Here is a 24,938-nt window from a genome sequence, read left to right on the forward strand (position 1 = left end):
TATTGACCGAATATTAACAGGCAAAAACGCGACGGAAATTGTAACTTAAAGGTTGAAACCGGGGAGAATCCATGCGCAAATATTCCATTTTATTATTATTACTCGCAAGTGGCTTTGCATTTACCACCTGGATACAGGAGTACAATGAATATGATCCGGTGCCCATTCCGCCCAGTACACAACGCCTGGGAGGAGATGTGAACAAAGGGCTGGAATACCTGATCACCGGCGATTATGTAAAAGGCGGCATACCCTACAGCGCCTTTGTAATGGGAATGGGTAAGGACAAGCGCAACTTCTTACAGCGTGAAGGAAAGAATGAAAAGCTCCCTTATGCCTATACAGCCATCACCGCTTCCAACGGAGAGATACTCGTAGCCCCCAATTGCCTGCAATGCCACGCCCAGGAATTTGAGGACCAGTTATACATAGGAATGGGTAATACCACCATCGACTTTACCCAGAACGACAAAATGAACCTCAAGAACCTGAAGGCGCTGGAATCCTTTCTCAAACTCACTGCTCCTAAAAAATACCATGCGTCCAAATCATTTATAGAAGTGGCCAAAGCTATTGGCAACAACCTGCAAACAGACGTGCAGGGCGTTAACGCCGCCGATCGCTTAGCCGCACTCCTGGCCGCCCATCGTGATCCCGTCACTTTCACCTGGCATGATTCCGCCTTACTACAAATACCCGCGGAGGTAATTCCTACCGATGTGCCAGCCTGGTGGCTACTGAAAAAGAAAAATGCCATGTTCTACAATGGCTTTGGCAGAGGCGATTTTGGTAAGTTTCTCGGAGCTTCCAACCTGCTTACTGTCACCGATACCAGCGAATCCAATGAAGTAGATACCCATATGCCCGATCTGCTGGCCTATATCTATTCACTAAAGCCGCCCAAATATCCGGGCACGATCGACAGTAATCTGGCCGCGGCAGGAGAAAAGGTCTTCATCAATAGTTGCTCCAAATGCCATGGCACTTATGGCGCTGCCGAAACCTATCCCAACCTTTTGATACCTGAAGCAGTAATACAAACCGATTCCCTGTTGTTCAAAAGCAACTATTCCAATCCCCAGTTCGTGGAATGGTTCAATAAAAGCTGGTTTACCCGCGGCGACCATCCCGCCCGGCTGGAACCATTTAACGGCTACATAGCGCCGCCCCTGGATGGCATCTGGGTGACAGCCCCTTACCTCCACAATGGATCGGTGCCTACACTCGAAGCCTTGCTCAACAGCGATCTGCGGCCTACCTATTGGTCCAGGGATTTCGACAAGCTTGTATATGATTATGAAAAACTAGGTTGGGTATACAAGAAACAGGAACAACCGGGCAAAAACACGTACAACACTACTAAACCCGGCTATGCCAACTATGGCCATACCTTTGGCGACAAATTAACCGATGCAGACAGAAAAGCAGTGTTGGAGTACATGAAGAGATTATAAAATCATCCTTCAGCTACATAACATCATGATAACTAATACACAATACCATTCCAGACACTTCTGATTGCATCATAAAAACTACCGATCTCATTATTTTGTTACCTTTATTTGCATAAACGCAGTGTAGAATGGAAAGTCTTTTATCACGCATATCAATAAATCCTGAAGTTTCGCATGGCAAACCTACCATCCGGAATATGAGGTATACTGTCGAATCAATAATGGAATACCTTGCCGGTGGCGATACTATTGAAGATATTCTAAGCGAGTTTCCAGACTTACAAAGGGAAGATATCCTCGCTTGCCTCGCCTATGCCACCGCTTCCATGAAATTCAAAGATATTGAGATACCTGCTGCATGAGATTGAAGTTCTTTATAGATGCACATTTGCCACAATCATTAGTTTCCTTTTTTAGCGAGCATGATGTCGTTCATTCGTCTGAGCTTTCAGAAGGCAACCTGACTTCTGACAAAACAATTAACGCACTTTCAATAGCAGAACTACGGATCGTTATTACTAAAGATTCTGATTTTTACTACTCCTACCTTGCCGTCAAAGAGCCGTATAAACTGGTTCTGGTGAAACTTGGGAATATGCGCTTAAAAGACCTAAAGAAATATTTTGAGCAAAATGCTCCGCAAATAATCACTTTAATGCAGGAAAGCTCTTTTATCATCCTTGAGCCAGAGAAAATAAGAATACTAGAATAGCACCTGAGAGGATATACCATTTGAAGCTTCATTCAACAATAGGATACAAGATCATTCAGCAATGGCTGGCCGCCAAAGGCCATCAGCCATTTCCTTTCCAGGAAGAAACCTGGGAGCATATCATCCATCACAAAAGCGGCCTCGTCAACGCCCCTACCGGGTTTGGTAAAACATTCTCCGTATTCCTGGGCGCCGTGATCGATTTCATCAACCAGCATCCCAACAATTACCAGGCAAAATCAAAGAATGGCCTGCAGCTCTTGTGGGTAACACCCCTGCGTGCGCTGGGAAAAGATATTGCCCGCGCCATGGAAGAGGTGATCAGCGAACTGGGTATGAACTGGAAAGTGGGCATCCGCAATGGCGATACCGATGTAAACGAACGGCAACGGCAGAAAAGACAGATGCCGGAAGCACTTGTCATTACTCCCGAAAGCCTGCACCTGCTACTGGCCCAAAAGGGATATGCAGAAGTATTCAAATCTCTTAAAATAATAGCCATTGATGAATGGCATGAACTGATCGGCAGCAAGCGCGGTGTGCAGATCGAACTGGCCATTACCAGGATCGTGCATGTACAGCAGGCCCAGTTCAATACACATTGTTCCGTATGGGGTATCAGTGCCACCATTGGCAATCTCGATCAGGCACAGGAAGTATTGCTGGCCCCTGTGGGCGGCATTGGCGAGACCGTCAAGGCCCGCCTGCGCAAAGAAGTGGCCATTGAATCCATTGTACCCGACGAAATAGAGCAATACCCCTGGGCCGGACACTTGGGTATTAAGCTGGCCCATAAAGTACTCCCCATCATTAACGATAGCCGTACCACCCTCATCTTTATCAATACCAGGGGCATGAGTGAAAGGTGGTACCAAACCTTATTGAATATAGCACCTGACCTGGCAGGTGCCATTGCCCTGCACCACGGCAGCATCGAGCAGGAGCTCCGCATTTGGGTGGAAGAGAACCTGCACAGTGGTAAACTCAAAGCAGTAGTATGCACCGCCAGCCTCGACCTGGGCGTAGATTTTCGCCCCGTAGAAACCGTCATCCAGGTAGGATCTCCTAAAGGCGTAGCCCGCTTTCTCCAAAGGGCCGGACGTAGCGGTCACCAGCCCGGCGAAGTAAGCAAAATTTACTTCCTGCCTACCCATTCCCTGGAACTGGTAGAAGCAGCAGCCCTGAAATCCGCCATAGAAGAAAACTTTATTGAAAGCCGGGAGCCCATGCTCCTCTGTTACGATGTGTTGATCCAGTTCCTCGGCACCCTGGCCATATCCGAGGGTTTCAAACCCGATGAGTTATACAAGGAGATCATTGCTACTTACTGCTATCGTGATATGACGCCGGACGAGTGGGCAGCCCTCATCCATTTTGTAACAGCCGGCGGTACCGCCCTGCAGCAATATGATGACTATAAAAAGATAGAAGTAATAGATGACATATACCGTATTACCAGCCGGCGCATTGCCATGAGGCACCGGTTGCACATCGGTACTATTGTGAGCGAGTCCATGATGAAAGTAAAATTCATGAGCGGCGGTTTTATTGGTGTAATTGAAGAATATTTTATCTCCCGGCTGACACCCGGCGATGTATTTACCCTCGCCGGCAGAAACCTGGAACTCGTCATGGTCAAAGACATGACAGCCATCGTACGTAAATCAAATGCCACCAAATCCATTGTTCCCAGTTGGCAGGGAGGAAGGATGCCTTTATCCGCCAACCTCGGCAAAAAATTGCGGGAGAAGTTTAATGAGGCACTTGAACGCAGCAAAGGAACCAGGGATATTGAGTTGGAAGTATTACAACCCTTGTTCCAGTTACAGGAAGATCTTTCCCATGTGCCCAAGGCCAATGAGCTGCTGATCGAACAGATAGAAACAAAAGACGGTTTTCACTTATTCGTATTCCCCTTTGAAGGAAGGCTGGTGCATGAAGCCATGGCGGCGATACTGGCCTATCGCATCAGTAAGATTCGCCCCATCACTTTTTCCTTTGCCATGAATGACTACGGCTTTGAGCTGTTAAGCGATCAACCCATTCCCGTAGATGATACCAATGCTTATGAACTGTTTACACCCGATGACCTGCTCGCCGATATCCAGCGAAGCGTGAATGCCACCGAAATGGCAAAACGTAAGTTCAGGGATATTGCTGTCATCGGCGGCCTTATTTTCCAGGGCTTTCCCGGCGAACAAAAGAAAGCAAGACACCTGCAATCCTCCGCCTCCCTGCTGTTCAACGTGTTTTCAGAATACGAGCCTAAAAACCTGTTGCTCAGGCAGGCATACCAGGAAGTCCTGGACCAGCAAATGGAAGAAGTACGCCTGCGCAATATGCTGGAGCGGATCCAGCAATCCAATATCATACTTACTTTTCCGGAAAGATTGACCCCTTTCTGTTTCCCCATCAAAGTAGACAGCATGCGGGAAAACCTCACTTCCGAAAAACTGGAAGACCGGGTAAAGAAGATGCAACTGCAGCTTAGCAAGTAATCGCAACATTTGATGTAAACCTCCTTTCCATTTCTGCCAGATTTATTACATTAGCAGACCATAAACAGACTGCATGAAAAAGAAAATACTGTTGTTCCTTTTGTTTGTCATAATAGGCATTCAATTCATCAGGCCCGATCGTAATGAATCTGTTGGCATTGTCACTACCAATGATATTACCCAGCAATACCGGATCCCGGCGGACATCAGCAATATACTCAAACGTTCCTGCAACGACTGCCATTCCAACAACACCCATTATCCCTGGTACACCAATATCCAACCTGTGGGCTGGTGGATGCAGGAACATGTGGAAGATGGCAAGCGCGACCTGAACTTTAGTGAATTCGGTACTTACAAACCCAAAGACCAGGATCATGCGATGAAGGAGATTGTGGAGGTCATTGAAAAAAATGAGATGCCATTGAACAGTTATTTATGGATGCACGGAGAAGCTAAACTCAGTGAAGAAGACAAAGCCGCGCTAATTGACTGGGCAAAGAAACTAAGGGCTGAAATAGCAGCTGTGAAATAGCTTTTTCATAACTTTGCCTCCATTCATGCAGGTACCCGTTTCACATAAGTTATTGCAGCACCAGTTCTGGCTTTCGCCCGATCGTTGTGTTTTCTGGGAAGAAGAAAAAGCCCTGATCGTTTCAGACCTTCATTTCGGAAAAACGGGCCATTTCCGCAAACATGGTATTCCCGTTCCACAAACTGTTTATAAGAACGATCTCCAGCGCCTGGTCAATCAAATACAATACTTCCAGCCCAAACAACTAATTGTAGTAGGTGATCTCTTTCACAGCCGCGAAAACAAAGAACTGGAACTGTTCAAGAGATGGCGCCACGATTTTCCCGCGCTACCCATCCTGCTGGTGAGGGGCAATCATGACATCCTGCACGAACAATGGTACCGCGAAGCGGCGATCGATGTCATCGAAGACTCCCTTTGCCTCAATACCCATTTTCATTTTATACATGACCTGCTGCCAGACCAAATGAATAACTCCCGGAAGCAGTTTTACTTTTCCGGTCACCTGCATCCCGGTATCCGCGTGAATGGACTGGGAAAGCAATCCCTCTCCTTCCCCTGCTTTTACTTCACCAACACGTTTTGTGTGCTGCCTGCATTCGGAGAGTTTACCGGACTCGCCATGATCAATCCCGCTGCCCATGAGAATGTCTTTGCGATCGTAAACAAACAGATCATCCAATTGCAATGAGTGCACCACTCCTGAAGATCGCTTACGATCCTATCTACGCCCATCCCCTGCCCGAAGGCCACCGGTTTCCCATGCTGAAATATGAACTGATCCCCGGGCAGTTACTATATGAAGGCAGTATCAGCCCACAAAACCTGTTTGCACCAACCGCCTGTCCCGATGAAGTGGTGTTGTGGACACATGATGCCACCTACCTGGAAAAACTGCACCGGCAAACATTATCGGCCAAAGAGCAGCGCCATATCGGCTTTCCCCAATCGCCCGCATTAACACAGCGGGAACTGGTGATTGCTCAGGGCACTATTGATTGCTGTCTATATGCTTTTGAATATGGCGTAGCGATGAATGTGGCCGGCGGCACCCACCATGCATTTGCCGACCACGGAGAGGGATTTTGCCTGCTGAATGATTTTGCCGTAGCAGCTAATTACCTGCTGCACCATCAATTAGCCTACAAAATATTGATCATTGACCTCGACGTACACCAGGGCAATGGTACCGCCCGCTTATTTGAACATGAACCACGGGTATTCACTTTCAGTATGCATGGCGATCACAACTATCCTTTTCATAAAGAAAAAAGCGACCTCGACATCGCCTTGAAGGATGGCACGCATGACAATATTTACCTGCCCCTGCTGGAAAATACCCTGCAAACATTGATCAGCCAGTTACAACCCGACTTTGCCTTTTTCCTCTCAGGAGTGGATATTTTAGATACAGACAAGTTTGGTAAACTAAAGGTCTCCATGCCAGGTTGCCGCCACCGCGATGAGATCGTCTTCAACATGCTGCGCCGGCATGGGATACCTTGCACAGTGGCAATGGGCGGCGGTTATTCGCCCGATGTAAAAACTATCGTAGAAGCACATTGCAATACTTTCCGCGCAGCATTGGATATCTACTTTTAATGACTGCATCTTTAATGGACCTACCTGGAAAAAGAGCGACGCAATAATCAGTAATTATTAATTAATAATTACTGATTATTGCGTCGCAAACAAATGACATGCGGCTGGTACCGTTAATAAATAAGCAGTACCGCCAACCTAATGTCAATATTGCTGGTTCGATATTTCTAGTTCGCTTTCTTCTTCTTCAACTTACTCACCTGCTCCTGCAGATCGCTCACCACATTGGCCAGTTGATTCACATCCCAGCGTTGTTGGGTATTGGCCTTACTGATCACCATAGTAGCCTTCCACAATTCGATCACATCTTCAGCATTGATATTATAAGGCTGGTAGGCCACATTGTCGCTGATCAGGGTGAACTTATTTCTGGCACGTGTATTTTTCAATACTCGTTTATAAACAATGCCCTCATTACGGGAGATAACAATATAGGTATTGTTATTGCGCACATCTTCCACATCATCTACCTTTTCGCCTACTATCACAGAACCACTGGGCGTAGGCAACATAGAGTCTCCCACAATTTCAAAAGCCCGGTAAGAGCCCGGCGCCAACATAGGCAAGGTGAATGTATTCAGTTCATCCAGAAATTCCGGATCTGCATAACCAGCCAGGTAACCGGCCGCAGCCTTTACAGGCACCAGTTGGATCTCGCTGGATCCTGTTGCCATTTTCTGTGCACGTCGTTTAGCCAAGTAATTACCCTTACTATCCCCCAGGTCTTTCAACAACAATTCATCCAGCGTCAGCTTAAACATTTCACCCACTTGTTCCAGCACTTCAATACGAGGATCGGCTCTTTCCTCCTCGTAAGCGCCCAGTAAGGAACGCTTGATGCCCAGTTTATTGGAGAACTCTTCCTGGGTCCACCCCCGCAACTTACGAAGGTACTTCAGGTTTTTACCAGCTATTGCCATAGACTAATAATTTTAGCAGTAAAAATACTAACTATTTTATCATTCAACCAAATATATTTTTGTCACGACTGGGTGATCTGGATTAAATGTTACTTAAACCTTTAAAAGTAAGCCACCACTAACCACTTGCCTCTCCCCCTCAATTCACTACTCCTATTCAACAATCCATCCGCTTCCGTTTTCAGGCCCGCCAGGAAATGATAAGTTTTGTCTCCGGAAATCTTAACCACATAACCATACAACATACACCGATGAAGTTGTTAAAGAAGATACTGAAATGGACAGGGATCGTTATTCTTTCCTTGTTCCTGATATTGGCCATCACCGTGGCCTGCCGGCAAAACCTGCACTTCGATGCCCCCTATCCCGATATCCGGGCCTCTACCGACAGCAGCATCGTGGCCCGCGGCAGGTACCTGGCATACGGTCCCGGTCATTGTGCCGATTGTCACCGCGCAGAAGGTTCACAAGCTTTGATGTTAAAAGGGGAAGATGTGCCCCTCACCGGCGGCATGCCATTTAAATTACCCATCGCCAACATTTATGTCAGGAATATTACGCCCGATATGGAAACAGGCATCGGTAAGTTGACCGATCAGCAAATTGCCCGCCTGTTAAGGTATGGTGTACGCCCCGATGGAACTGCCGTGCTCGACTTCATGCCTTTTCACGATGCCACCGATGAAGACCTCACTGCCATCATTTCTTTCCTGCGGAGCCAAAAACCAGTCAAACATAAAGTACCTGATCACGAGGTTTTTCTGCTGGGCAAAGTAGTAAAGGCCTTTATGATAAAACCAGTAGGCCCCAGCATGCCCGTGCGCAAAAGCATTCCGCGCGATACAACCGCTGTTTACGGTAAGTACCTCGCCAATAGTATTGCCAACTGCGTAGGCTGCCATACCAACCGCGATCTCACAACCGGCGCCATGATCGGAGAACCTTTTTCCGGCGGCTTTCCCATGGAATCGATTATTGATCCTGAAAACTACGCCGTGCTGACACCCAACCTTACACCCGATCCCACCACCGGTAAATTGTACGGCTGGTCACAGGATCAGTTTGTAAAACGGTTCCGCCAGGGAAGGATCATTCCCCACAGCCCCATGCCCTGGCCTTCTTTTTCCCGCATGAGTGATGATGAGCTCAAAGCTCTTTATAATTACCTGCAAACCCTTAAACCGGTAAAAAATGAGGTCAAAGAGGTAGTAACAGCCTTAAAAAAGTAACCTTTTAAAGGGTTTAGCAGCTAATAATCAATCACAGCAGCAAAGCACCCCGCGTGCTTTGCTGACTTTTTGCCCTTATCAGGGCCCATAAATTACCCAAAACATGTAAAGCTGGCGCGCGCCCAAAAAAAGATTTTTACCCATCCGCATTACTTTGGGTGTCCCGCCCGCCCATCCAGGTCGCCAGGTAAGCCCTAAAGCTGGTACCAGCTACCTGATTTTGACACATTAACATTTTTATTTTTTTGTATCCCGGCTTAAAATGAGCAGGCTGTATCCGCTCAAAACCTTGCCTGCTGCGGGTAAGCACTTAGATCGCAAAAATATCCTGCAGATGGAGCGCCGCTAACTACCAACCGGTCAACCAGCAGCACTCACTCCCACCGCTTTTCCTTACCTTTGACGTCCTGTCAAATTGGCTCGTTATCAAAGTATAGCACCTTTTTTGACGGCTAGAGATTCATTAATCTTGTAAACATCTCAACCAGCTATAATCATGTTAGGTTTTTTATCGAAAATGTTCGGAGGCAGCAAGTCGGAGAAGGATATTAAAAATATTCAGCCCATTGTGCAGCAGGTTAACCAACACTTTGCTGCCTACCAATCCCTGTCCAATGACCAGTTAAGGAATAAAACACAGGAATTCCGTCAGCGCATAAAAGCCCATCTGCAAAAGATCGATGACGAAATTGCCGCCCTGAATAAGCAGGCCGAAGAACTGGACTTTAGCGATATCAATGGCAAGGACACCATCTACCAGCAGGTTGATGTGTTGATCAAAGACCGGGATAAACAAATAGAAGAAGTGCTGAAGGAGATCCTGCCGGAAGCCTTTGCTGTAGTGAAAGAGACAGCCCGCCGGTTTAAAGAAAATACAACCATCTCAGCCACGGCCACTCAATTGGATCGTGATCTGAGCGTAATCCCCGCAAAGAGGGAATATATCCGCATTGAAGGTGATCAGGCTATCTTTAAAAATACCTGGACCGCCGGCGGCGCACCCGTTACCTGGAATATGGTGCATTACGATGTACAGCTGATCGGTGGTACGGTACTGCACGAAGGAAAGATCGCTGAAATGGCAACGGGTGAAGGTAAAACACTCGTATCTACCCTGCCTGCCTATCTCAACGCTTTGGCCGGTGAGGGCGTTCACATTGTAACGGTGAACGACTACCTCGCAAAACGTGACTCCGAATGGAACGGCACCATCTTCGAATGGCTTGGACTCGTAGTAGACTGTATTGACAAACACCAGCCCAATAGTCCCGAAAGACGCAAAGCTTACCAGGCCGATATTACTTATGGTACCAACAACGAATTTGGTTTTGACTACCTGCGTGATAACATGGTGCACACACCGGAAGAAATGGTACAGCGCAAACACCATTTTGCCATGGTCGATGAGGTGGATAGCGTATTGATCGATGACGCCCGTACCCCTTTGATCATTTCAGGTCCTGTACCCCGTGGCGATGATCAGCAATACCATGTACTGAAGGGCCGCGTGGAAACGTTGGTAGGCATGCAAAAACAGGTGACCAACAAGTACCTCAACGAAGCAAAGAAATTATTTGAAAGCGGAGATGATGAACCCAAGAGTGGTGGTTTGGCCCTGATGCGTGCTTATCGTGGCTTACCCAAGAACAGCGCCCTGATCAAGTTCCTGAGTGAACCAGGCGTACGCGTGAAGCTCCAGAAATCAGAGAACTATTACCTGGCCGACCAGCAAAAGCAAATGCCTACGGTAGACCAGGAATTGTATTTCCATATCGACGAAAAGAACAACCAGGTTGAATTAACCGATAAAGGTATTCAGGCCATTACAAAAGCCGGAGAAGACCCTGAATTCTTTGTACTGCCTGATATTGGCGTGCAACTGGCCGAAATTGAGAAAGAAGTAACGGACAGTGAAGAAAAGCTGCAACGCAAAGAAAGTGTATTGAATGATTACACCATCAAGGCCGACCGTATCCATACTGTTCAGCAATTATTGAAAGCCTATACCCTGTTCGATAAGGATGTGGAATACGTAGTGTTGGATGGACAGGTGAAGATCGTAGACGAACAAACCGGTCGTATCCTGGATGGACGTCGTTACAGCGATGGTTTGCACCAGGCCATTGAAGCCAAGGAAAATGTAAAGATCGAAGCGGCTACCCAAACCTATGCCACCATCACCTTGCAGAACTTCTTCCGGATGTATCACAAGCTGGCCGGCATGACTGGTACCGCTATTACAGAAGCCGGTGAGTTCTGGGATATCTACAAGCTCGATGTGGTGACTGTTCCTACCAATGTTACAGCCATCCGTAAAGACCACGAAGACCTGGTCTATAAAACGAAACGCGAGAAATACAAGGCCGTTATTGATGAAATAGAAAAACTGCGCGGTGAAGGTCGCCCCGTACTGGTAGGTACCACCTCCGTAGAAGTAAGTGAATTGCTGAGCAAAATGATGACCGGTAAGAAGATCCCGCACAATGTATTGAACGCAAAACAACACGCCCGTGAAGCACAGGTGGTAGCAGAAGCTGGTTTAGCCGGCGCCATCACCATCGCCACCAACATGGCCGGTCGTGGTACAGATATCAAGCTGGGACCTGGTGTGAAAGAAGCAGGTGGTTTGGCCATCATTGGTACAGAACGCCACGAAAGCCGCCGAGTAGACAGGCAGTTGCGTGGTCGTGCGGGACGCCAGGGAGATCCCGGTACTACACAGTTCTATGTATCACTGGAAGATGAACTGATGCGTTTGTTCGGCAGTGAGCGTATCGCCTCTATCATGGACCGCTTTGGATACAAAGAAGGCGAAGTGATCCAGCACAGCATGGTGACCAAGAGCATCGAGCGTGCACAGAAAAAAGTAGAAGAAAATAACTTCGGTATACGTAAGCGCTTGCTGGAATATGATGACGTAATGAACAAACAGCGTAACGTGATCTATAAGAAGCGTAACCACGCCCTGTTTGGCGACCGCCTGGCGCTTGACCTTGACAATGCCTTTTATATTGTAGCAGAAAGCCTCATCAGTGGTTTCCAGGAGCAAAGTGATTATGAAGGCTTCAAAATGGCCGCCATTGTAAACTTTGGTATTGACAGCACCATCACCGAAGAAGAGTTTGGCAAAGGCAACGCCGTTCAGCTGGCCGATAAACTGTACAATGAAGCGATCACCCGTTACCAACGCAAGCTGGCCGATGTTCAGCAGCAGGCTGTACCGGTGTTCAAAAACATCCGTACATCCCAGGGCAATCATATCGAAAATGTGGTAGTTCCCTTTACCGATGGTAAGAAAGGCATGCAGGTGCTGGCCAACCTGAATAAAACAGTGGAGACAGAAGGACGTGAGCTCACCAATGCGCTCGAGCGTCAGATCACACTGGCCATCATCGATGATGCCTGGAAAGAACACCTGCGGTCTATGGACGACCTGAAGCAGAGTGTACAAACCGCCTACCTGGAACAGAAAGATCCCCTGGTGATCTATAAGATCACCGCCTTCGACCTGTTCAAACGTATGGATAGCGACGTAAACAAGGACATTATCAGTTTCCTCTGCCACGCCAATATCCCGGTTGAGCAAAACAATGGTCAGCAGATCAAGGAAGGACGCGAAGAGAAAACCGATATGAGCCGCATGCAGGCCAATAAGGAAGACATAGACCGCAGAGGCGATGATTATGCAGCCAATGAGAATGATTACTTTGACCCTTCCAATCCCCCTGTAAAGCAGGAGCCGGTGCGGGTAGGACCTAAAGTAGGACGTAATGATCTATGTCCTTGTGGTAGCGGTAAGAAGTTTAAGAACTGCCACGGTAAAGACGCATAAGTATTCAGTTATAATATTAAAAAGCATTCACGCAAGTGAGTGCTTTTTTTATGCTATCTTCAGCAGGATGATTACCATCGAAAAATACGACTCCCTTTCGCCTGCCATTAAAGAAACACTGCACCATTATATCCAGGCTGAATTTGGCCATATTCCCATCGTACAGGAAACCACCTGGGCTCAACCCGACTGGACAATTTTGCAAACAGAGGACGATATGATCGTAACCTTCTTCAACATTATTGAACGGCAGGTATTGCTGGATGGAAGACCCTCTAAAATAGCGGGCATTAATAACGTGATCACTCCCCCTCCTTTTCGGGGAAAAGGATATTCTTCTCAGGCACTTAACAGCACCACTGAATTCCTGTTCAATGAACTCAAAAGCGAACATGCTTTATTGCTTTGTGCCGATGCCATGATCCCCTTCTATAACAGGCTTGGATGGTATACCGTCAACAGTACCGTTTATATTGAGCAGCCATCCGGCAGGAAATTATGGACTGCCAATACCATGCTGCTAAGCCCCGGTAAAGCAATAACACCCGCAGTCATCGACCTGCAGGGAACACCCTGGTAAGAACTTAAAAACACAAAAGCCATGAACAACTTAAAAATAGCCACCGCACAATTTGAAAATAAAAGCGGCGACAAAGCATACAACCTTTCTGTCATTGATCAACTTGCTGCAAAAGCAGCATCACAAGGCGCTCAGGCAGTAGCTTTTCATGAATGTTCCATCACCGGCTATACTTTTGCCCGCCAGCTTTCCAAAGAACAAATGCTGGCCATTGCAGAACCCATACCAGATGGGGAGAGCATTAAAGCATTGCAGGCCATCGCCGCCAAACATAATATAGCCATCCTGGCCGGCCTGTTTGAAAAAGACGATCAGGACAACCTGTTCAAAGCCTATGTATGCGTTGATAAGAATGGACTGATTGCCAAATACAGGAAACTACATCCCTTTATCAATCCTTACCTCACACCGGGCGACCAATACTGTGTATTTGACCTCTACGGCTGGAAATGCGGTATCCTCATCTGCTACGACAACAATATCGTTGAAAACGTAAGAGCTACCCGACTGCTGGGTGCCCAGGTGATCTTTATGCCGCATGTAACCATGTGTACTCCCTCCACCCGTCCCGGCGCAGGTTTTGTATCGCCCTCCCTTTGGGAGAACCGCGAAGCAGACCCCACTTCCCTGCGTCTCGAATTTGATGGCATGAAAGGACGCGACTGGCTCATGAAATGGTTACCCGCACGCGCTTATGACAATGCCATATATGCTGTTTTCTCCAACCCTATCGGCATGGATGATGACCAGCTAAAGAACGGCTGCTCCATGATCATTGATCCTTTTGGCGATGTCATTGCAGAATGCCGCACCCTGGGCGATGATATCATCACCGCCACCCTCACCCCTGAAAAACTCACCCAGGCAGGCGGCCACCGTTATATCAAAGCCCGCCGGCCTGAATTATACCGCGATATTATCGGCCAGGAGCATCTATCGGAGCAAAAAGTGGTATGGCTGGATGACAAAGTTTAATACGTATCCCCTTGCCTGCTTTTACCGATTGCCGTACCTTCATTGCCGATGAGAAGGCCATTTTTCCATGCCATAACCCGGTTTATTTTCTTTGGTAATTATTTCTATGGCATCTGTGCCGTGGCACTTTCCATGGAAGCCTCTCTGCAACAGCAGTATCCTCTCAATAGCCTGTTGTATTACACCATTGTTTTCTGTGCTACCATTCTTTATTATACCAGGGCCTATATTACGGAGGTAACCGTGGAGACCACCAACAAAAGGACCAACTGGTACATACAGTTTAAACGTTGGATATTCTTCTCCCAGATCATGCTCACCATCATTGTGGCAGTATGCAGCAGTATCTTTCTGTACCACAACTGGACGCACCTGCGCTGGCAGCCCTGGTTAACCTGGATACTGATCATCATTTTCCCGGCAACGGCCGCCCTGTATTATGGCTTTAACCATCCCAGGCTCGGCAGGTTCAGCCTGCGCAAGTCGGGCTGGTTAAAACCCTTTGTGATCGGCTTTTCCTGGGCCGGGCTCGTCACTGTTTATCCCGTCTTGTGTTACAGCATTGAGCAAGGACTCGTCTTTCAACCTTCCCTCATAGGTTTGTTCCTCTTTATCAAGAACTTCATGTTCATCACCGTTCTGTGTATCATGTTTGATATCAAGGACTATGCAGTAGATTACAACTACCAGCTCAAAACATTTGTAGTGAAGGTAGGCCTGCGCAAGACCATCTTCTATATCCTCATCCCCCTGTGTGTAATTGGCCTGGTCAGCTTCATCGCATTTGCCATCGCCCGCCATTTTCACATTATGAAAATAGCGCTCAACCTCATCCCCTTCATATCCCTCATTGCAGTCGCCTGGTCTATGCACCGGCGAAGACCCATTCTCTACTACCTTTTTATCATTGACGGCCTCATGCTGGTCAAAGCATTGTGTGGCTCCGTGGCCATGATCTTTTTTTAGCATAGATCAAATGATGGAGTGCAAAGCAACGGCCGGGTAAGGAACACTGTCAGCATTAAAACATCTTTATGAAACGGTATACTACCCACGCTGCCTGGCTTTTCATAGCCAGCCTGGTCTTTATTGCCTGTTCCAAAAATGGTTCCCGCCAACCGGAACTGACCGGTACCTGGAATTGGACGCTTACCAACGGGGGCATTGCTCCCATGCAGTCTACACCAGCTTCCACAGGCATCAGGAAGAGCTTAATAATTAACAGCGACAAGACCTTCAAAGTATATATAAACGATACCCTTCGTCTCACAGGAACTTATACCACAGAAACAGGAAGATGCATTCATGACCATACCAACAAACAGTTCTATAACTTTTCAAACTATATGTTTGCCTGCACGATAGAAAAGTTGACGGCCGATTCACTGATATTCGCAGAAGAAGCCTATGATGGATTAGGTTATTATTATACCAGGGTGTCTGGTAATTAATAATCAGCCCAATTAACCCACCCGGTAAACAGTAAATTTGACATTTATTTTAATCCATTAACAAACAATATCTTATACCGTAATTTCCGCAGTTTCACTAAGTAAGAACCCGTAAGAACCTGCACAATATTTCCGGTATTGATAACCGCCGATTATCTTTGTGTACAGTTACCCCTAAGTTCACAACAAGCCGGTGGCACCGGCTTTGCTTACGGAGTACCCTAATGATAGTTCTACAACCATGAGTCTTGGAAACAAAGTATTAAGTGCCAGGAAGAGTAAAGGCCTTACGCAGGAACAACTGGCAGAGAGAGCAACGATCACCGTACGCACTGTTCAACGCATTGAAAGCAATGACAGCATCCCCCGTGATTATACCCTCAAAGCCATCGCTGCGGCGCTTAACATGCCTTTGGAAGAGTTCATTTCTGTAAGAACATGCCTCAGGGTCAGCAATGAACCCACCTTTTTACAAGAAGGCCGCCCGGCCGAACGCCAGGAAAGCTGCCACTTTCTCCAGCTACTCAACCTGTCTGCCTTTGCTTATCTCGTAGTGCCTTTTATACATTTCCTTATTCCCATCTTCCTGTTGAAGAAAAGAAAAGAAAAGGATAATACCCTCCAAACCACTGGTCAGCGCATCATTCGCCAACAGATCTGGTGGACCGTCAGCACCCATTTTCTCCTCCTGTTAACCCTCATTTATAACCTGGTACAAGCCACCTGGTTCGAAAAAACCAACCTGCTCAACTACCTCTGGATCTTTGCAGGCATGTATGTACTCAACGCTTTCATCATCTTCTTTACCGCATTAAAGATCAGGCATACCAGCCGGGCCTCCTATATAAATAACTGATTATCATATAATGTCGGGCAAGTGTCGGGTCAATGACAGGCAGGTGTCGGCAGCTTTAAGGCGTCCATGAGGGTATCTTACACCTCATGAAAAAACAGTTATTACCCACCTGCCTGCTATTCCTTTTTCTATTCCAGTATACCCGGGCCCAGGTGCCTCCACCCATTCCGGCCAATCAATTGATATTCCCGGCAGGCACCCATATCCTGCCCCTCCAATGGAAAGGCGACAGCCTGCACAGCCAATGGGAGCCCCAGGCAGGCCTCCTGATCCCTGTTACCATTCCCGGCTGTCCCAAAACATGGTATATGCAGTTTGATACCGGCTCCCCCTATTCACTTTTTTATGGGGATAAGCTGCAGGCCATCTACCGGCGCTACCCATCTATGGCCAACCTTCGGCAAGTGGGCGATACCCTGACCAACTTTTCCTTTAAAGCCGGCCCCCTCCCCATCACCGCCAGGCAAATAGCCGTACAGTCATTCGACAGCAGTGGCATTGACTGGAGCAATAAACATAGCCTTCCCATTATTGGTACCCTGGGTACTGACCTGATTGACAATAAGGCCGTAGCCATCGATTATCGCCGCAAACAGTTGATCATAAGCGATAGCCTGCCTGTTGCTTACAGGAAAGCTCCGCCTGTCAGTTTCACCTACGCCATGCGCCGTATTTTATTGCCTGCCGTTATCAGGGGCCAAAAGACGATCCTGTATTTTGATTCCGGCTCCAGCGCTTTCGAACTGCTCACAAACAAAGCCACCTGCCTGCAACTGGCCATTGATACGGCTGCAGTTATTCAATATCCCGTACAGTCATGGGGTAAAACCTTAATAGCCAATACAGTCGCTACCAACGACAGCATCACCCTGGCAGGCAAAGCCATACCCATCCGCCGCATCACCTGGGTAGAAGGCGTTAATGACTCACAGGTAAGCCAGATGATGAAAATGGGAATAGGGGGCATGACTGGCAACAAGTTGTTTTTACACAATATATTGGTGTTGGATACACGCAGCAGGCAATTCAGGCTGTTTTGATGGGCAGGGCCATACAGGCATCAATCAAATTCAGTATATTTAAGCAAAGACAGTCACATGAGAAAGATAACTGCAGCGTTCTCCCTGCTGATAATAACTGCGTTTGCACAAGCCCAGGGTTTGGGCAGCGATGCCAGGTCAGCTGGCCGCCCTGTAGCCATGAGCCGCTTACCGGATATCCCCGACGATGAAACAGTGCGCATCAAATTCCTGAACCAGGAATGGGCACCCGGTAAGGTGACCTTTAAAAATGGCGCCCCCGACATGAAAGTGCCCCTCCTCTTTGATGAATTTGGAGAGAAGTTGTATTACCTGCAGGGTGGTACCACCATGGAATTCAACAATCCCATCGCTTCCTTCAAAATACTGCTGCTCATAAAAGGTGATAGCACTTATGTTACTTTCAGGAATGGGTTTGCGCCCATTCATAAAAACACCGGAGAAACATTTTACCAGGTGGTGGTTGATGGGAAATTTCAATTGCTGAAATGCAAGGCTAAGACCATCGCTCTTTACAAAGACGAAGTACCGGAGGAACAGCGGAAGGAATCCATTAAAGAATTGATGTATGCCGTATTTCCTGATGGGCAAATAGTGATCATCAAAAAAGACAAGGACTATCTCTACAACCTTCCGAAATACGGGGATACCATCCGGCAGTTGGCTGAGTCCAAAAAACTGAAGCTAAAGCAGGAAAAGGATATCGTAGAACTATTTGAATACCTCAATGAACAATAATACTGCCCAACAACTTCCCCAACTACACCTTTATTGAGTTAACAAATAAGTAGACATTTTGTAAATCAGTAATACCTGCTGCTGGCATCTCTTATGCATATACCGTTCTAAACATTCGTTATGGGCGATATACAAAACCTCAGCGATAAGGATGCTATTAAGAAAATGCAGGAGCTGGGCAGCGGAGAAACCTGCCTCTTTTGCACATTTGGAGAAGGGGAGGACGAAGACCTGCAATTCAGGCCTATGAGTACGTTGGCTATTGATGATAATGGCCATTGCTGGTTTTTCAGTGACCGGCGAAGTGCTAAAGACGAACAGATCGATGAGTATAATAAAGTATACCTCCTTTATTCCAACCCCGGCAAGCAAAACTATATGGCTATTGAGGGAAGTGCTATCGTGTCACGCGATCAGGCGAAGATCGATGAGTTATGGAACCCGATAGCCAAAGCCTGGTTTAAAGACGGCAAAGACGATCCATATATCAGTGTGATCGAAGTCACACCACACAAAGCACACTACTGGGATACCAAACACGGTAAAATGATCTCTTTCCTGAAAATACTGGCTGCTGCGGTAACCGGCAAAACCATGGATGATGGCGTGGAAGGAAAACTACAGGTGCCATAAAGTACTGATCCATACTTCTTTTTCATCATTCCACGCAACACATATAACCAAATCAGTACAGTCAACGTATTTTGTGAACACATCACTAAATCATAAAATACATGACCGGAAAATATGTAGCTGTATTGACCTTATTATTATTGATTTCGCTCGGATTATCCGCTAGCGTGACCGACACTTTCTACATTAAAGATGCCGCCCAAAAGCTCCTTCCCTCCGAAAGGAAGTACCTGCAATACACCGAGACCAGGGATGGGCTGATCCAATTTGGTTCCATACTGACCCGCTCGATCCAAAAAACCAAATATGGTCCACAGGATGTCTTCCTGGTGATACAAACCTATCAAGGCCCCAAAGACATTAACAGAGATTCCAGCTATTGTGATCTGCATACTCTACTTCCTCTGGCCTATCACACCAACATACAATCAGACCAATACCAGGAAAAGGTCATATTCTCCAATGGCAAAATAGATAATACCATTACCTTTAGGGACAGCACACAGCAGTTTACAAAACCTGCTACTGGTTTTTACAATAGTGTAACAACCGATGAATTGATCACCCTGCTGCCCTTACAGGAAAAGAAGCAGTTTATTTTTAAGAATGTAAATACCGGCTTACACTATTTTGAATATGCCACAGTGGTAGAAGTGGAAGGAAAAGAAGAGATCAATTTACCGGCATCGGGGAAAGCGATGTGCTGGAGATTGCGCGTAACCACCGGAAGTACTTACACCATTCAATGGTACACTATCAAAGGGCAGCAGCAGTTAAAGAAAAAGTTCATTCTTAAAAACGGCAATGCATTTATCAGGGTGGCCATGATAGCCTGATAAAGGCACTCAAAATCATTGGTCTATGCAACCCAGGAAAGAAATATTACCGGCAGTTGCCGCCATAATTTTCAACAACAAAGGAGAGGTACTATTACAGCGCCGCAGGGATGTAGGCACCTGGGGTGTTATATCGGGCCATGTGGAATTTGGAGAAAGTGTAACAGAGGCCATCCTCCGCGAAGTACAGGAAGAAACAGACACCACAGCTTCCATTAAAAGGCTGATAGGTATTTATTCATCCCCCCTGTCACAAACCTATCAATACACCGGCAGAACCGTTCAATACGTAACCTCTTACTTTGAGGTCGATCTATTAGCAGATATTCCTCCCCATTTCTCCAATGAAGAAACGGCCGAGCTCCGTTACTTTCCAACCGATGCCATTCCGGCAGAACTGGCCCTGGTAAATCCCTATTGGCTACAGGATGCGATGAATACCCAGGCTGGCCCTTTTATGCGCTGAGCCTCAATGTCAGAGTTTACCCCGCTCTGCAGGGCTGAGCCTGTCGAAGCCATCTTAATACACCCTTCGACAAGCTCAGGGTGACATACTAAAAACAAAAAGGGTGAGCCGCTTAAGCAGCCCACCCTGTCATAGAGAACGGATTAACTTATTTTAATCCATATTTGTACTTGTAGCGCTCGTACAATTGCTTGTGCTTGTCCGTAAGGTTTAATTCACGGCCCTGGATGAATGCCTGCAGAATGATATTGCTGCGCATATCCAGCAGATCACCATCACATACCAGCAGGTTAGCATCTTTACCGGTTTCAATAGAACCGGTTTTTTCAGCTACCCCTAATATTTTGGCCGCATTGAGTGACACAGCTGCCAAGGCCTCCTCTTTGGTCAGTCCATAAGCTGCCGCGGTACCGGCATTAAAAGCCAGGTTACGCTGACGGGTATTGCCATCATCATCATTGATAGCAAACAACACACCAGCTTTTTGCAAAGCAGCCGGCGTCTTATAAGGTTGGTCAACATCGTCATCCACCATCGTGGGCAAATTGTGCATCTGATCCAGGACTACCGCAATATTATTTTGCTTCAGCAGATCAGCGATCTGGTAGCTTTCAGAGCCACCTACAATCACCACATCAAACCCAAATTCCTTCGCAAAGTCAATAGCGATCAGCATTTCCTTTACAATGTTGCAATGCACAAAGAATTTCTGCTTTTTGCTGAATAATCCTTTAACCGCTTCATACTTTAAATTGGTTTCTTCATGCGTTCCTTCCTGGTAGTATGCTTTGGCTTCCCGGAAAAATACTTTTACGTTTTCTACCTGGTCCAGGGCACGCTTCACAGGATCACCGGTAGGTTGCTGACCTCCAAAACGGCCAAAACCACCCCGGCCGCCGCCACGCAACATCAGCGAAGGCATGCGGAAGTGTATACCATTATCTGCTAAGTAGCTGGCATCTTCCCAATTCCACGCATCCAGCTGCACCACCGAAGAGCTGCCGGACAGGATACCGCCATCGGGTGTTATATTGGCCAGCAGGATACCATTGTTGCGCAAAGTATTTGTCACCTTTGAATCCGTATTGTAAGCAACCAGCGACCGGATATTGGGGTTCATCTGCCCCAACTCCGTATCATCGTTCGTAGCCCGTACACTGCCTACCTCTACCAGGCCAACATTGGACTGCGATAAAATAAGACCGGGATAAATATGCTTGCCTTTGCAGTCAATGACTTTCACATCGGCAATAGCAGCCGTAGGGCGAACGTCCACGATCTTGCCCTTGGAAAACAAGACCATGCCATTTTCGATCACTTGTCCGTTACCCACATGCACCGTAGCATTGGTGAGTGCAATAGTTTGTGCCTGCGCGGGAGCAGGATATACCGTTTCCTGTGCGGAAACACTGGTAACGATCCAGCTGCCCATTAATATCGTGAAGAATATTCTTTTCATAATTCAGTTCGTTTACAGGGATTATTTGTTTGCGTTAAGAACCTCAGCTTCCTCTTCTGTAATAGCCAGCAATCCATGACTGTGGTAGTGATCTGTACAGGTAAGGATCACTTCATAGCGGGGTCTTGGACGTCCAAAACCACCACCGGGAGCGCCACCACCTGCTCCAGGCGCACGTTTTGCAGCTGCCAGCTTTTGGATCAGCCTGGTTCTTTCTGCCTGTATTTGGGCACGCAGTTCCTTATCACGCTCACGATCAAAGAAGATAGTACCATCCACAATGGTTTTTTCGGCCACTGCATAAATGCTCAATGGGTTATTGCTCCACAGTACCAGGTCAGCATCCTTACCCACCTTAATACTTCCTACTTTATCATCCACATGCAGCATCTTAGCAGGGTTGAGCGTTACCATCTTCAACGCTTCCTCTTCCGTTACACCACCATACTTCACGATCTTACCAGCTTCCTGGTTCAGGCGGCGTGCCATTTCAGCATCATCCGAATTGATAGCCACATTCAGGCCTACCCTTTGCATGATCGCAGCATTGTAAGGAATGGCATCCACAACTTCCATCTTGTACTGCCACCAGTCGCTGAAAGTAGAAGCATTTACGCCATGTGCTTTCATCTTATCCGCTACTTTATAGCCTTCCAGGATATGCGTGAAAGTATTGATGGGGAAACCAAATTTCTCTGCTACCCGCATCGTGGATGTGATCTCACTTTGTACATAAGAGTGGCAGGTAATGAAGCGCTTCTTATTCATGATCTCTACCAAGGCATCCAGTTCCAGGTCACGGCGTACACCAGGCTTTTTGGCCTTCAGCGCACTCTCGTAATCTTTGGCGCGTTGGAAAGCATCCGTAAGCACCTGCTCTACACCCATCCGTGTATCGGGGAAACGGTTATTGTTTTGTGAGCTGCTGCGTTTTACGTTTTCACCCAGGGCGAATTTGATAAAAGGATCAGCCCCTTTGAACTTCAGTTCTTCATCATTAGCGCCCCAGCGCAGCTTGATCAGCTGTGTTTGTCCACCGATCGTATTGGCAGATCCGTGCAGGATATGAGAAGTAGTAACACCACCGCTCAACTGGCGGTAGATATTGATATCCTCGGGGTTGAGGTTGTCAGCAATGCGCACTTCAGAAGTTACACTCTGTGCACCTTCGTTAATAGAACCAGCCGCAATATGCGAGTGCTCATCAATTATACCAGGCGTTAAATGCTTGCCGGTGCCATCAATGACCTTAACGCCGGCAGCAGCAGACAGGTTCTTCCCGATCTTCGAGATCTTACCACCTGTTACCAGCACATCTGTACCTTCCAGCTTACCATCTTTCTCATTGGTCCATACCGTAGCATTCTTAATGAGGATCGTTTCCTGTTTAGGCACTTCTTCCGCACCATAGGCCAGGAAAGGGAACGTTACCTTGCCCAGTTGCAAAGGCTGCTTGGGTCTTGCACTGTCAGCTTTCGCAACCCCTGCTTTTTCAAAATTCGCTGTCCAGGTAAATTTATTACCGGCGCCATCACGACCTGCACCATTCCATACCCCACCACCGGCTACACCACTCATCACAGTCTCAGTAGCTCTTGGGCCACGACCTTCCGTAAAGCTCAGCTTCACCAGTTTTCCGTCGTAAGTATATTTACCAGTAAGCGTATCTTTTTCAATAAAAGAAGCTGTACCGCCGTCTTTCAGTTCAACCGCCCATGTTTTGGTACCGCTGGCCGTATTGGCTACCAGCTTATAAGTGCCCTTTACATCATACCAGCCATCTTCTTTCACAGCGTATTTATGTCCCTGTACCCAGTTTTGGTACACCACTGTTTTTTCCTGGAAGATAGGGCCTGAGGTGATCAGGAAATTGGCTAGTTTACCGGCGTCCAGGCTGCCTGCTTTATCAGCAATACCCAGCAAGCTGGCCGGTGTTTTGGTCAATGCTTCCAGTGCCTTTGTTTCTGTGAGGCCATATTCAATGGCTTTGCGCAGATTGGCCAGAAATTCGCCCACAGCGCTCAGATCGGAAGTGGTAAGACAAAAAGTGATCCCTGCTTTTTCAAAAGCGGCAGGATTGGAGGGCGCCAGTTCCCAATGCTTCATATCATCAAGACCTGTGAAACGTACATCGTTGGGATCATCCACATCCATGGCTGCAGGATAGTTCAGCGGCAGGATAAATGACGCTTTCGTATCCGTCATTTCTTTGATGCGCTGGTACTCATTACCACCGCCCTTGATGATGTATTGTACACCAAATTCATCGCCAATGCGATCGGCACGCAAAACATTCCATTTGTCATTGGCTTCAAATATCTGTGGCAGGCCCTGGTTGTCATTCCAGGCTTTGAGTGTAAGGTTCATTCCTTCTTTAGACGGGTTGGTCTTATACCAGGCCGCGTCAATATAGCTTTGGCGCAACAAAGCGATCACCCCCATCATTGAGCTGGGGTAGCTTTGTGTAGAAGCTCCTTTATTCAGTGAATAATGGGCAGAAGCTTTTTCTTTTACCATTACCAGGTTTTCCTTCTCATCGGCCAGGGTTACAATAACACCTGTACCCCGGGCAATGCCATCTTTCTGGTGCGTCAATACCGTACCAAAACCTATATCACGCAAGGTTTTGGCCTTTGCTTCATCAGCATTGAACAGCTTGGCAGCCTCCACATCAGCATGGATAGCCTGGTTCCAGCCAAAAGCCCCTTTCTGGTTCGATGTCAGCTGTGCAGGAGCACTGAAGTTAAAACCACCCAATTGACGGGTGGGTGCTGTAATACCATAATCCGAATAGGCATCAATAAAGGAAGGGTAAATAAACTTACCATTACAGTCCACCACTACCGCATCTTTGGGAGCAGCCAGGTTGGCGCCCACGGAAACGATCTTTCCATCCTTGATCACCAGCGTAGCGTTGGTAAGGGTGGTTTGAGCGTCTTTTACGATTGTTGCATTGGTAAAGGCATAATAGCCATTCTTGGGATCAGCCACCCCATTCACGGGAAAAGTGGTCTGGGCCAGTGCAGAAAATTTTAAAGCGAGTAACAGTCCCATCAGGGAAAGCGATCTCCCTGGCGGACGAAGCTTGAGTTTTCTCATATGCTGGTTGGTTTTTATTTGTA

Annotated in this window: 22 protein-coding genes; 19 read left to right on the forward strand and 3 right to left on the reverse strand. The window is 47.2% G+C overall.

Annotation, left to right across the window (positions count from 1 at the left end; translation table 11 throughout):
- Positions 1-71: 71 nt before the first annotated feature.
- The 7 genes from D3H65_RS18100 to D3H65_RS18130 all read left to right on the forward strand — a co-directional run bounded on the left by D3H65_RS18100 (position 72) and on the right by D3H65_RS18130 (position 6,801).
- Positions 72-1,454, forward strand: coding sequence for a c-type cytochrome (locus D3H65_RS18100; RefSeq protein WP_119051658.1), 1,383 nt, complete (start codon positions 72-74; stop codon positions 1,452-1,454).
- A gap of 128 nt (positions 1,455-1,582) precedes the next feature.
- Positions 1,583-1,816 (forward strand): DUF433 domain-containing protein, encoded by a 234-nt coding sequence (locus tag D3H65_RS18105; protein ID WP_119051659.1) that lies wholly within the window; start codon positions 1,583-1,585, stop codon positions 1,814-1,816.
- Positions 1,813-2,166: a DUF5615 family PIN-like protein gene (locus D3H65_RS18110; protein WP_119051660.1), complete on the forward strand. Its 354-nt coding sequence runs from the start codon at positions 1,813-1,815 to the stop codon at positions 2,164-2,166. Before D3H65_RS18105 ends, D3H65_RS18110 begins: the two co-directional genes overlap by 4 nt.
- Before the next feature lie 20 nt (positions 2,167-2,186).
- The gene (locus D3H65_RS18115) at positions 2,187-4,664 is read left to right on the forward strand and encodes a ligase-associated DNA damage response DEXH box helicase (RefSeq protein ID WP_119051661.1); all 2,478 of its coding nucleotides are present in this window, start codon (positions 2,187-2,189) and stop codon (positions 4,662-4,664) included.
- 73 nt (positions 4,665-4,737) lie between these two features.
- Positions 4,738-5,199 carry a heme-binding domain-containing protein gene (locus D3H65_RS18120; RefSeq protein WP_119051662.1) on the forward strand — a complete coding sequence of 154 codons (462 nt, stop codon included), beginning with the start codon at positions 4,738-4,740 and terminating at the stop codon, positions 5,197-5,199.
- A 25-nt stretch (positions 5,200-5,224) separates the two neighbouring features.
- Positions 5,225-5,890 (forward strand): ligase-associated DNA damage response endonuclease PdeM, encoded by a 666-nt coding sequence (pdeM, locus tag D3H65_RS18125; RefSeq protein ID WP_119051663.1) that lies wholly within the window; start codon positions 5,225-5,227, stop codon positions 5,888-5,890.
- The gene (locus D3H65_RS18130) at positions 5,887-6,801 is read left to right on the forward strand and encodes a histone deacetylase family protein (RefSeq protein WP_245999527.1); all 915 of its coding nucleotides are present in this window, start codon (positions 5,887-5,889) and stop codon (positions 6,799-6,801) included. Before pdeM ends, D3H65_RS18130 begins: the two co-directional genes overlap by 4 nt.
- Positions 6,802-6,968: 167 nt before the next feature.
- On the opposite strand, the gene D3H65_RS18135 is transcribed toward D3H65_RS18130, so the two are convergent.
- On the reverse strand, positions 6,969-7,721 hold the full coding sequence (locus tag D3H65_RS18135; protein WP_119051664.1) for an XRE family transcriptional regulator: 753 nt from the start codon (positions 7,719-7,721) through the stop codon (positions 6,969-6,971).
- 251 nt (positions 7,722-7,972) lie between these two features.
- Here D3H65_RS18135 and D3H65_RS18140 point away from each other — a divergent pair, with 251 nt between their 5' ends.
- The 12 genes from D3H65_RS18140 to D3H65_RS18195 all read left to right on the forward strand — a co-directional run bounded on the left by D3H65_RS18140 (position 7,973) and on the right by D3H65_RS18195 (position 20,357).
- Entirely contained in the window at positions 7,973-8,950 is a 978-nt protein-coding gene (locus D3H65_RS18140) for a c-type cytochrome (protein WP_119051665.1), read from the forward strand.
- 496 nt (positions 8,951-9,446) lie between these two features.
- The gene (gene secA / locus D3H65_RS18145; protein WP_119051666.1) at positions 9,447-12,782 is read left to right on the forward strand and encodes a preprotein translocase subunit SecA; all 3,336 of its coding nucleotides are present in this window, start codon (positions 9,447-9,449) and stop codon (positions 12,780-12,782) included.
- 67 nt (positions 12,783-12,849) lie between these two features.
- Positions 12,850-13,362: a GNAT family N-acetyltransferase gene (locus tag D3H65_RS18150; protein ID WP_162915707.1), complete on the forward strand. Its 513-nt coding sequence runs from the start codon at positions 12,850-12,852 to the stop codon at positions 13,360-13,362.
- Between the two features lie 21 nt (positions 13,363-13,383).
- Positions 13,384-14,337 (forward strand): nitrilase family protein, encoded by a 954-nt coding sequence (locus tag D3H65_RS18155; protein ID WP_119051668.1) that lies wholly within the window; start codon positions 13,384-13,386, stop codon positions 14,335-14,337.
- A gap of 48 nt (positions 14,338-14,385) precedes the next feature.
- Positions 14,386-15,303, forward strand: coding sequence for a UbiA prenyltransferase family protein (locus tag D3H65_RS18160; RefSeq protein WP_119051669.1), 918 nt, complete (start codon positions 14,386-14,388; stop codon positions 15,301-15,303).
- Between the two features lie 68 nt (positions 15,304-15,371).
- Complete coding sequence (locus tag D3H65_RS18165; RefSeq protein ID WP_119051670.1) at positions 15,372-15,788, forward strand: hypothetical protein; 417 nt, start codon at positions 15,372-15,374, stop codon at positions 15,786-15,788.
- Positions 15,789-16,029: 241 nt separating this feature from the next.
- A complete protein-coding gene (locus tag D3H65_RS18170; RefSeq protein WP_119051671.1) occupies positions 16,030-16,644 on the forward strand; it encodes a helix-turn-helix domain-containing protein in 615 nt (204 codons plus the stop codon).
- A gap of 86 nt (positions 16,645-16,730) precedes the next feature.
- On the forward strand, positions 16,731-17,684 hold the full coding sequence (locus D3H65_RS18175) for a hypothetical protein (RefSeq protein ID WP_119051672.1): 954 nt from the start codon (positions 16,731-16,733) through the stop codon (positions 17,682-17,684).
- 57 nt (positions 17,685-17,741) lie between these two features.
- On the forward strand, positions 17,742-18,422 hold the full coding sequence (locus D3H65_RS18180; protein WP_119051673.1) for a hypothetical protein: 681 nt from the start codon (positions 17,742-17,744) through the stop codon (positions 18,420-18,422).
- A 120-nt stretch (positions 18,423-18,542) separates the two neighbouring features.
- Positions 18,543-19,055, forward strand: coding sequence for a pyridoxamine 5'-phosphate oxidase family protein (locus D3H65_RS18185; RefSeq protein WP_119051674.1), 513 nt, complete (start codon positions 18,543-18,545; stop codon positions 19,053-19,055).
- 101 nt (positions 19,056-19,156) lie between these two features.
- Positions 19,157-19,891, forward strand: a complete 735-nt coding sequence (locus tag D3H65_RS18190) for a DUF3108 domain-containing protein (RefSeq protein ID WP_119051675.1) — start codon at positions 19,157-19,159, stop codon at positions 19,889-19,891.
- A gap of 25 nt (positions 19,892-19,916) precedes the next feature.
- A complete protein-coding gene (locus D3H65_RS18195) occupies positions 19,917-20,357 on the forward strand; it encodes an NUDIX domain-containing protein (protein ID WP_119051676.1) in 441 nt (146 codons plus the stop codon).
- A 148-nt stretch (positions 20,358-20,505) separates the two neighbouring features.
- Here D3H65_RS18195 and D3H65_RS18200 read toward each other — a convergent pair whose 3' ends face one another.
- Both D3H65_RS18200 and D3H65_RS18205 read right to left on the reverse strand, forming a co-directional pair.
- Positions 20,506-21,816 (reverse strand): amidohydrolase family protein, encoded by a 1,311-nt coding sequence (locus D3H65_RS18200; protein WP_119051677.1) that lies wholly within the window; start codon positions 21,814-21,816, stop codon positions 20,506-20,508.
- Between the two features lie 21 nt (positions 21,817-21,837).
- Complete coding sequence (locus D3H65_RS18205; RefSeq protein WP_119051678.1) at positions 21,838-24,915, reverse strand: amidohydrolase family protein; 3,078 nt, start codon at positions 24,913-24,915, stop codon at positions 21,838-21,840.
- Positions 24,916-24,938 lie beyond the last annotated feature (23 nt).

Origin of the sequence: Paraflavitalea soli (assembly GCF_003555545.1) — a bacterium.
GTDB lineage: Bacteria > Bacteroidota > Bacteroidia > Chitinophagales > Chitinophagaceae > Paraflavitalea > Paraflavitalea soli.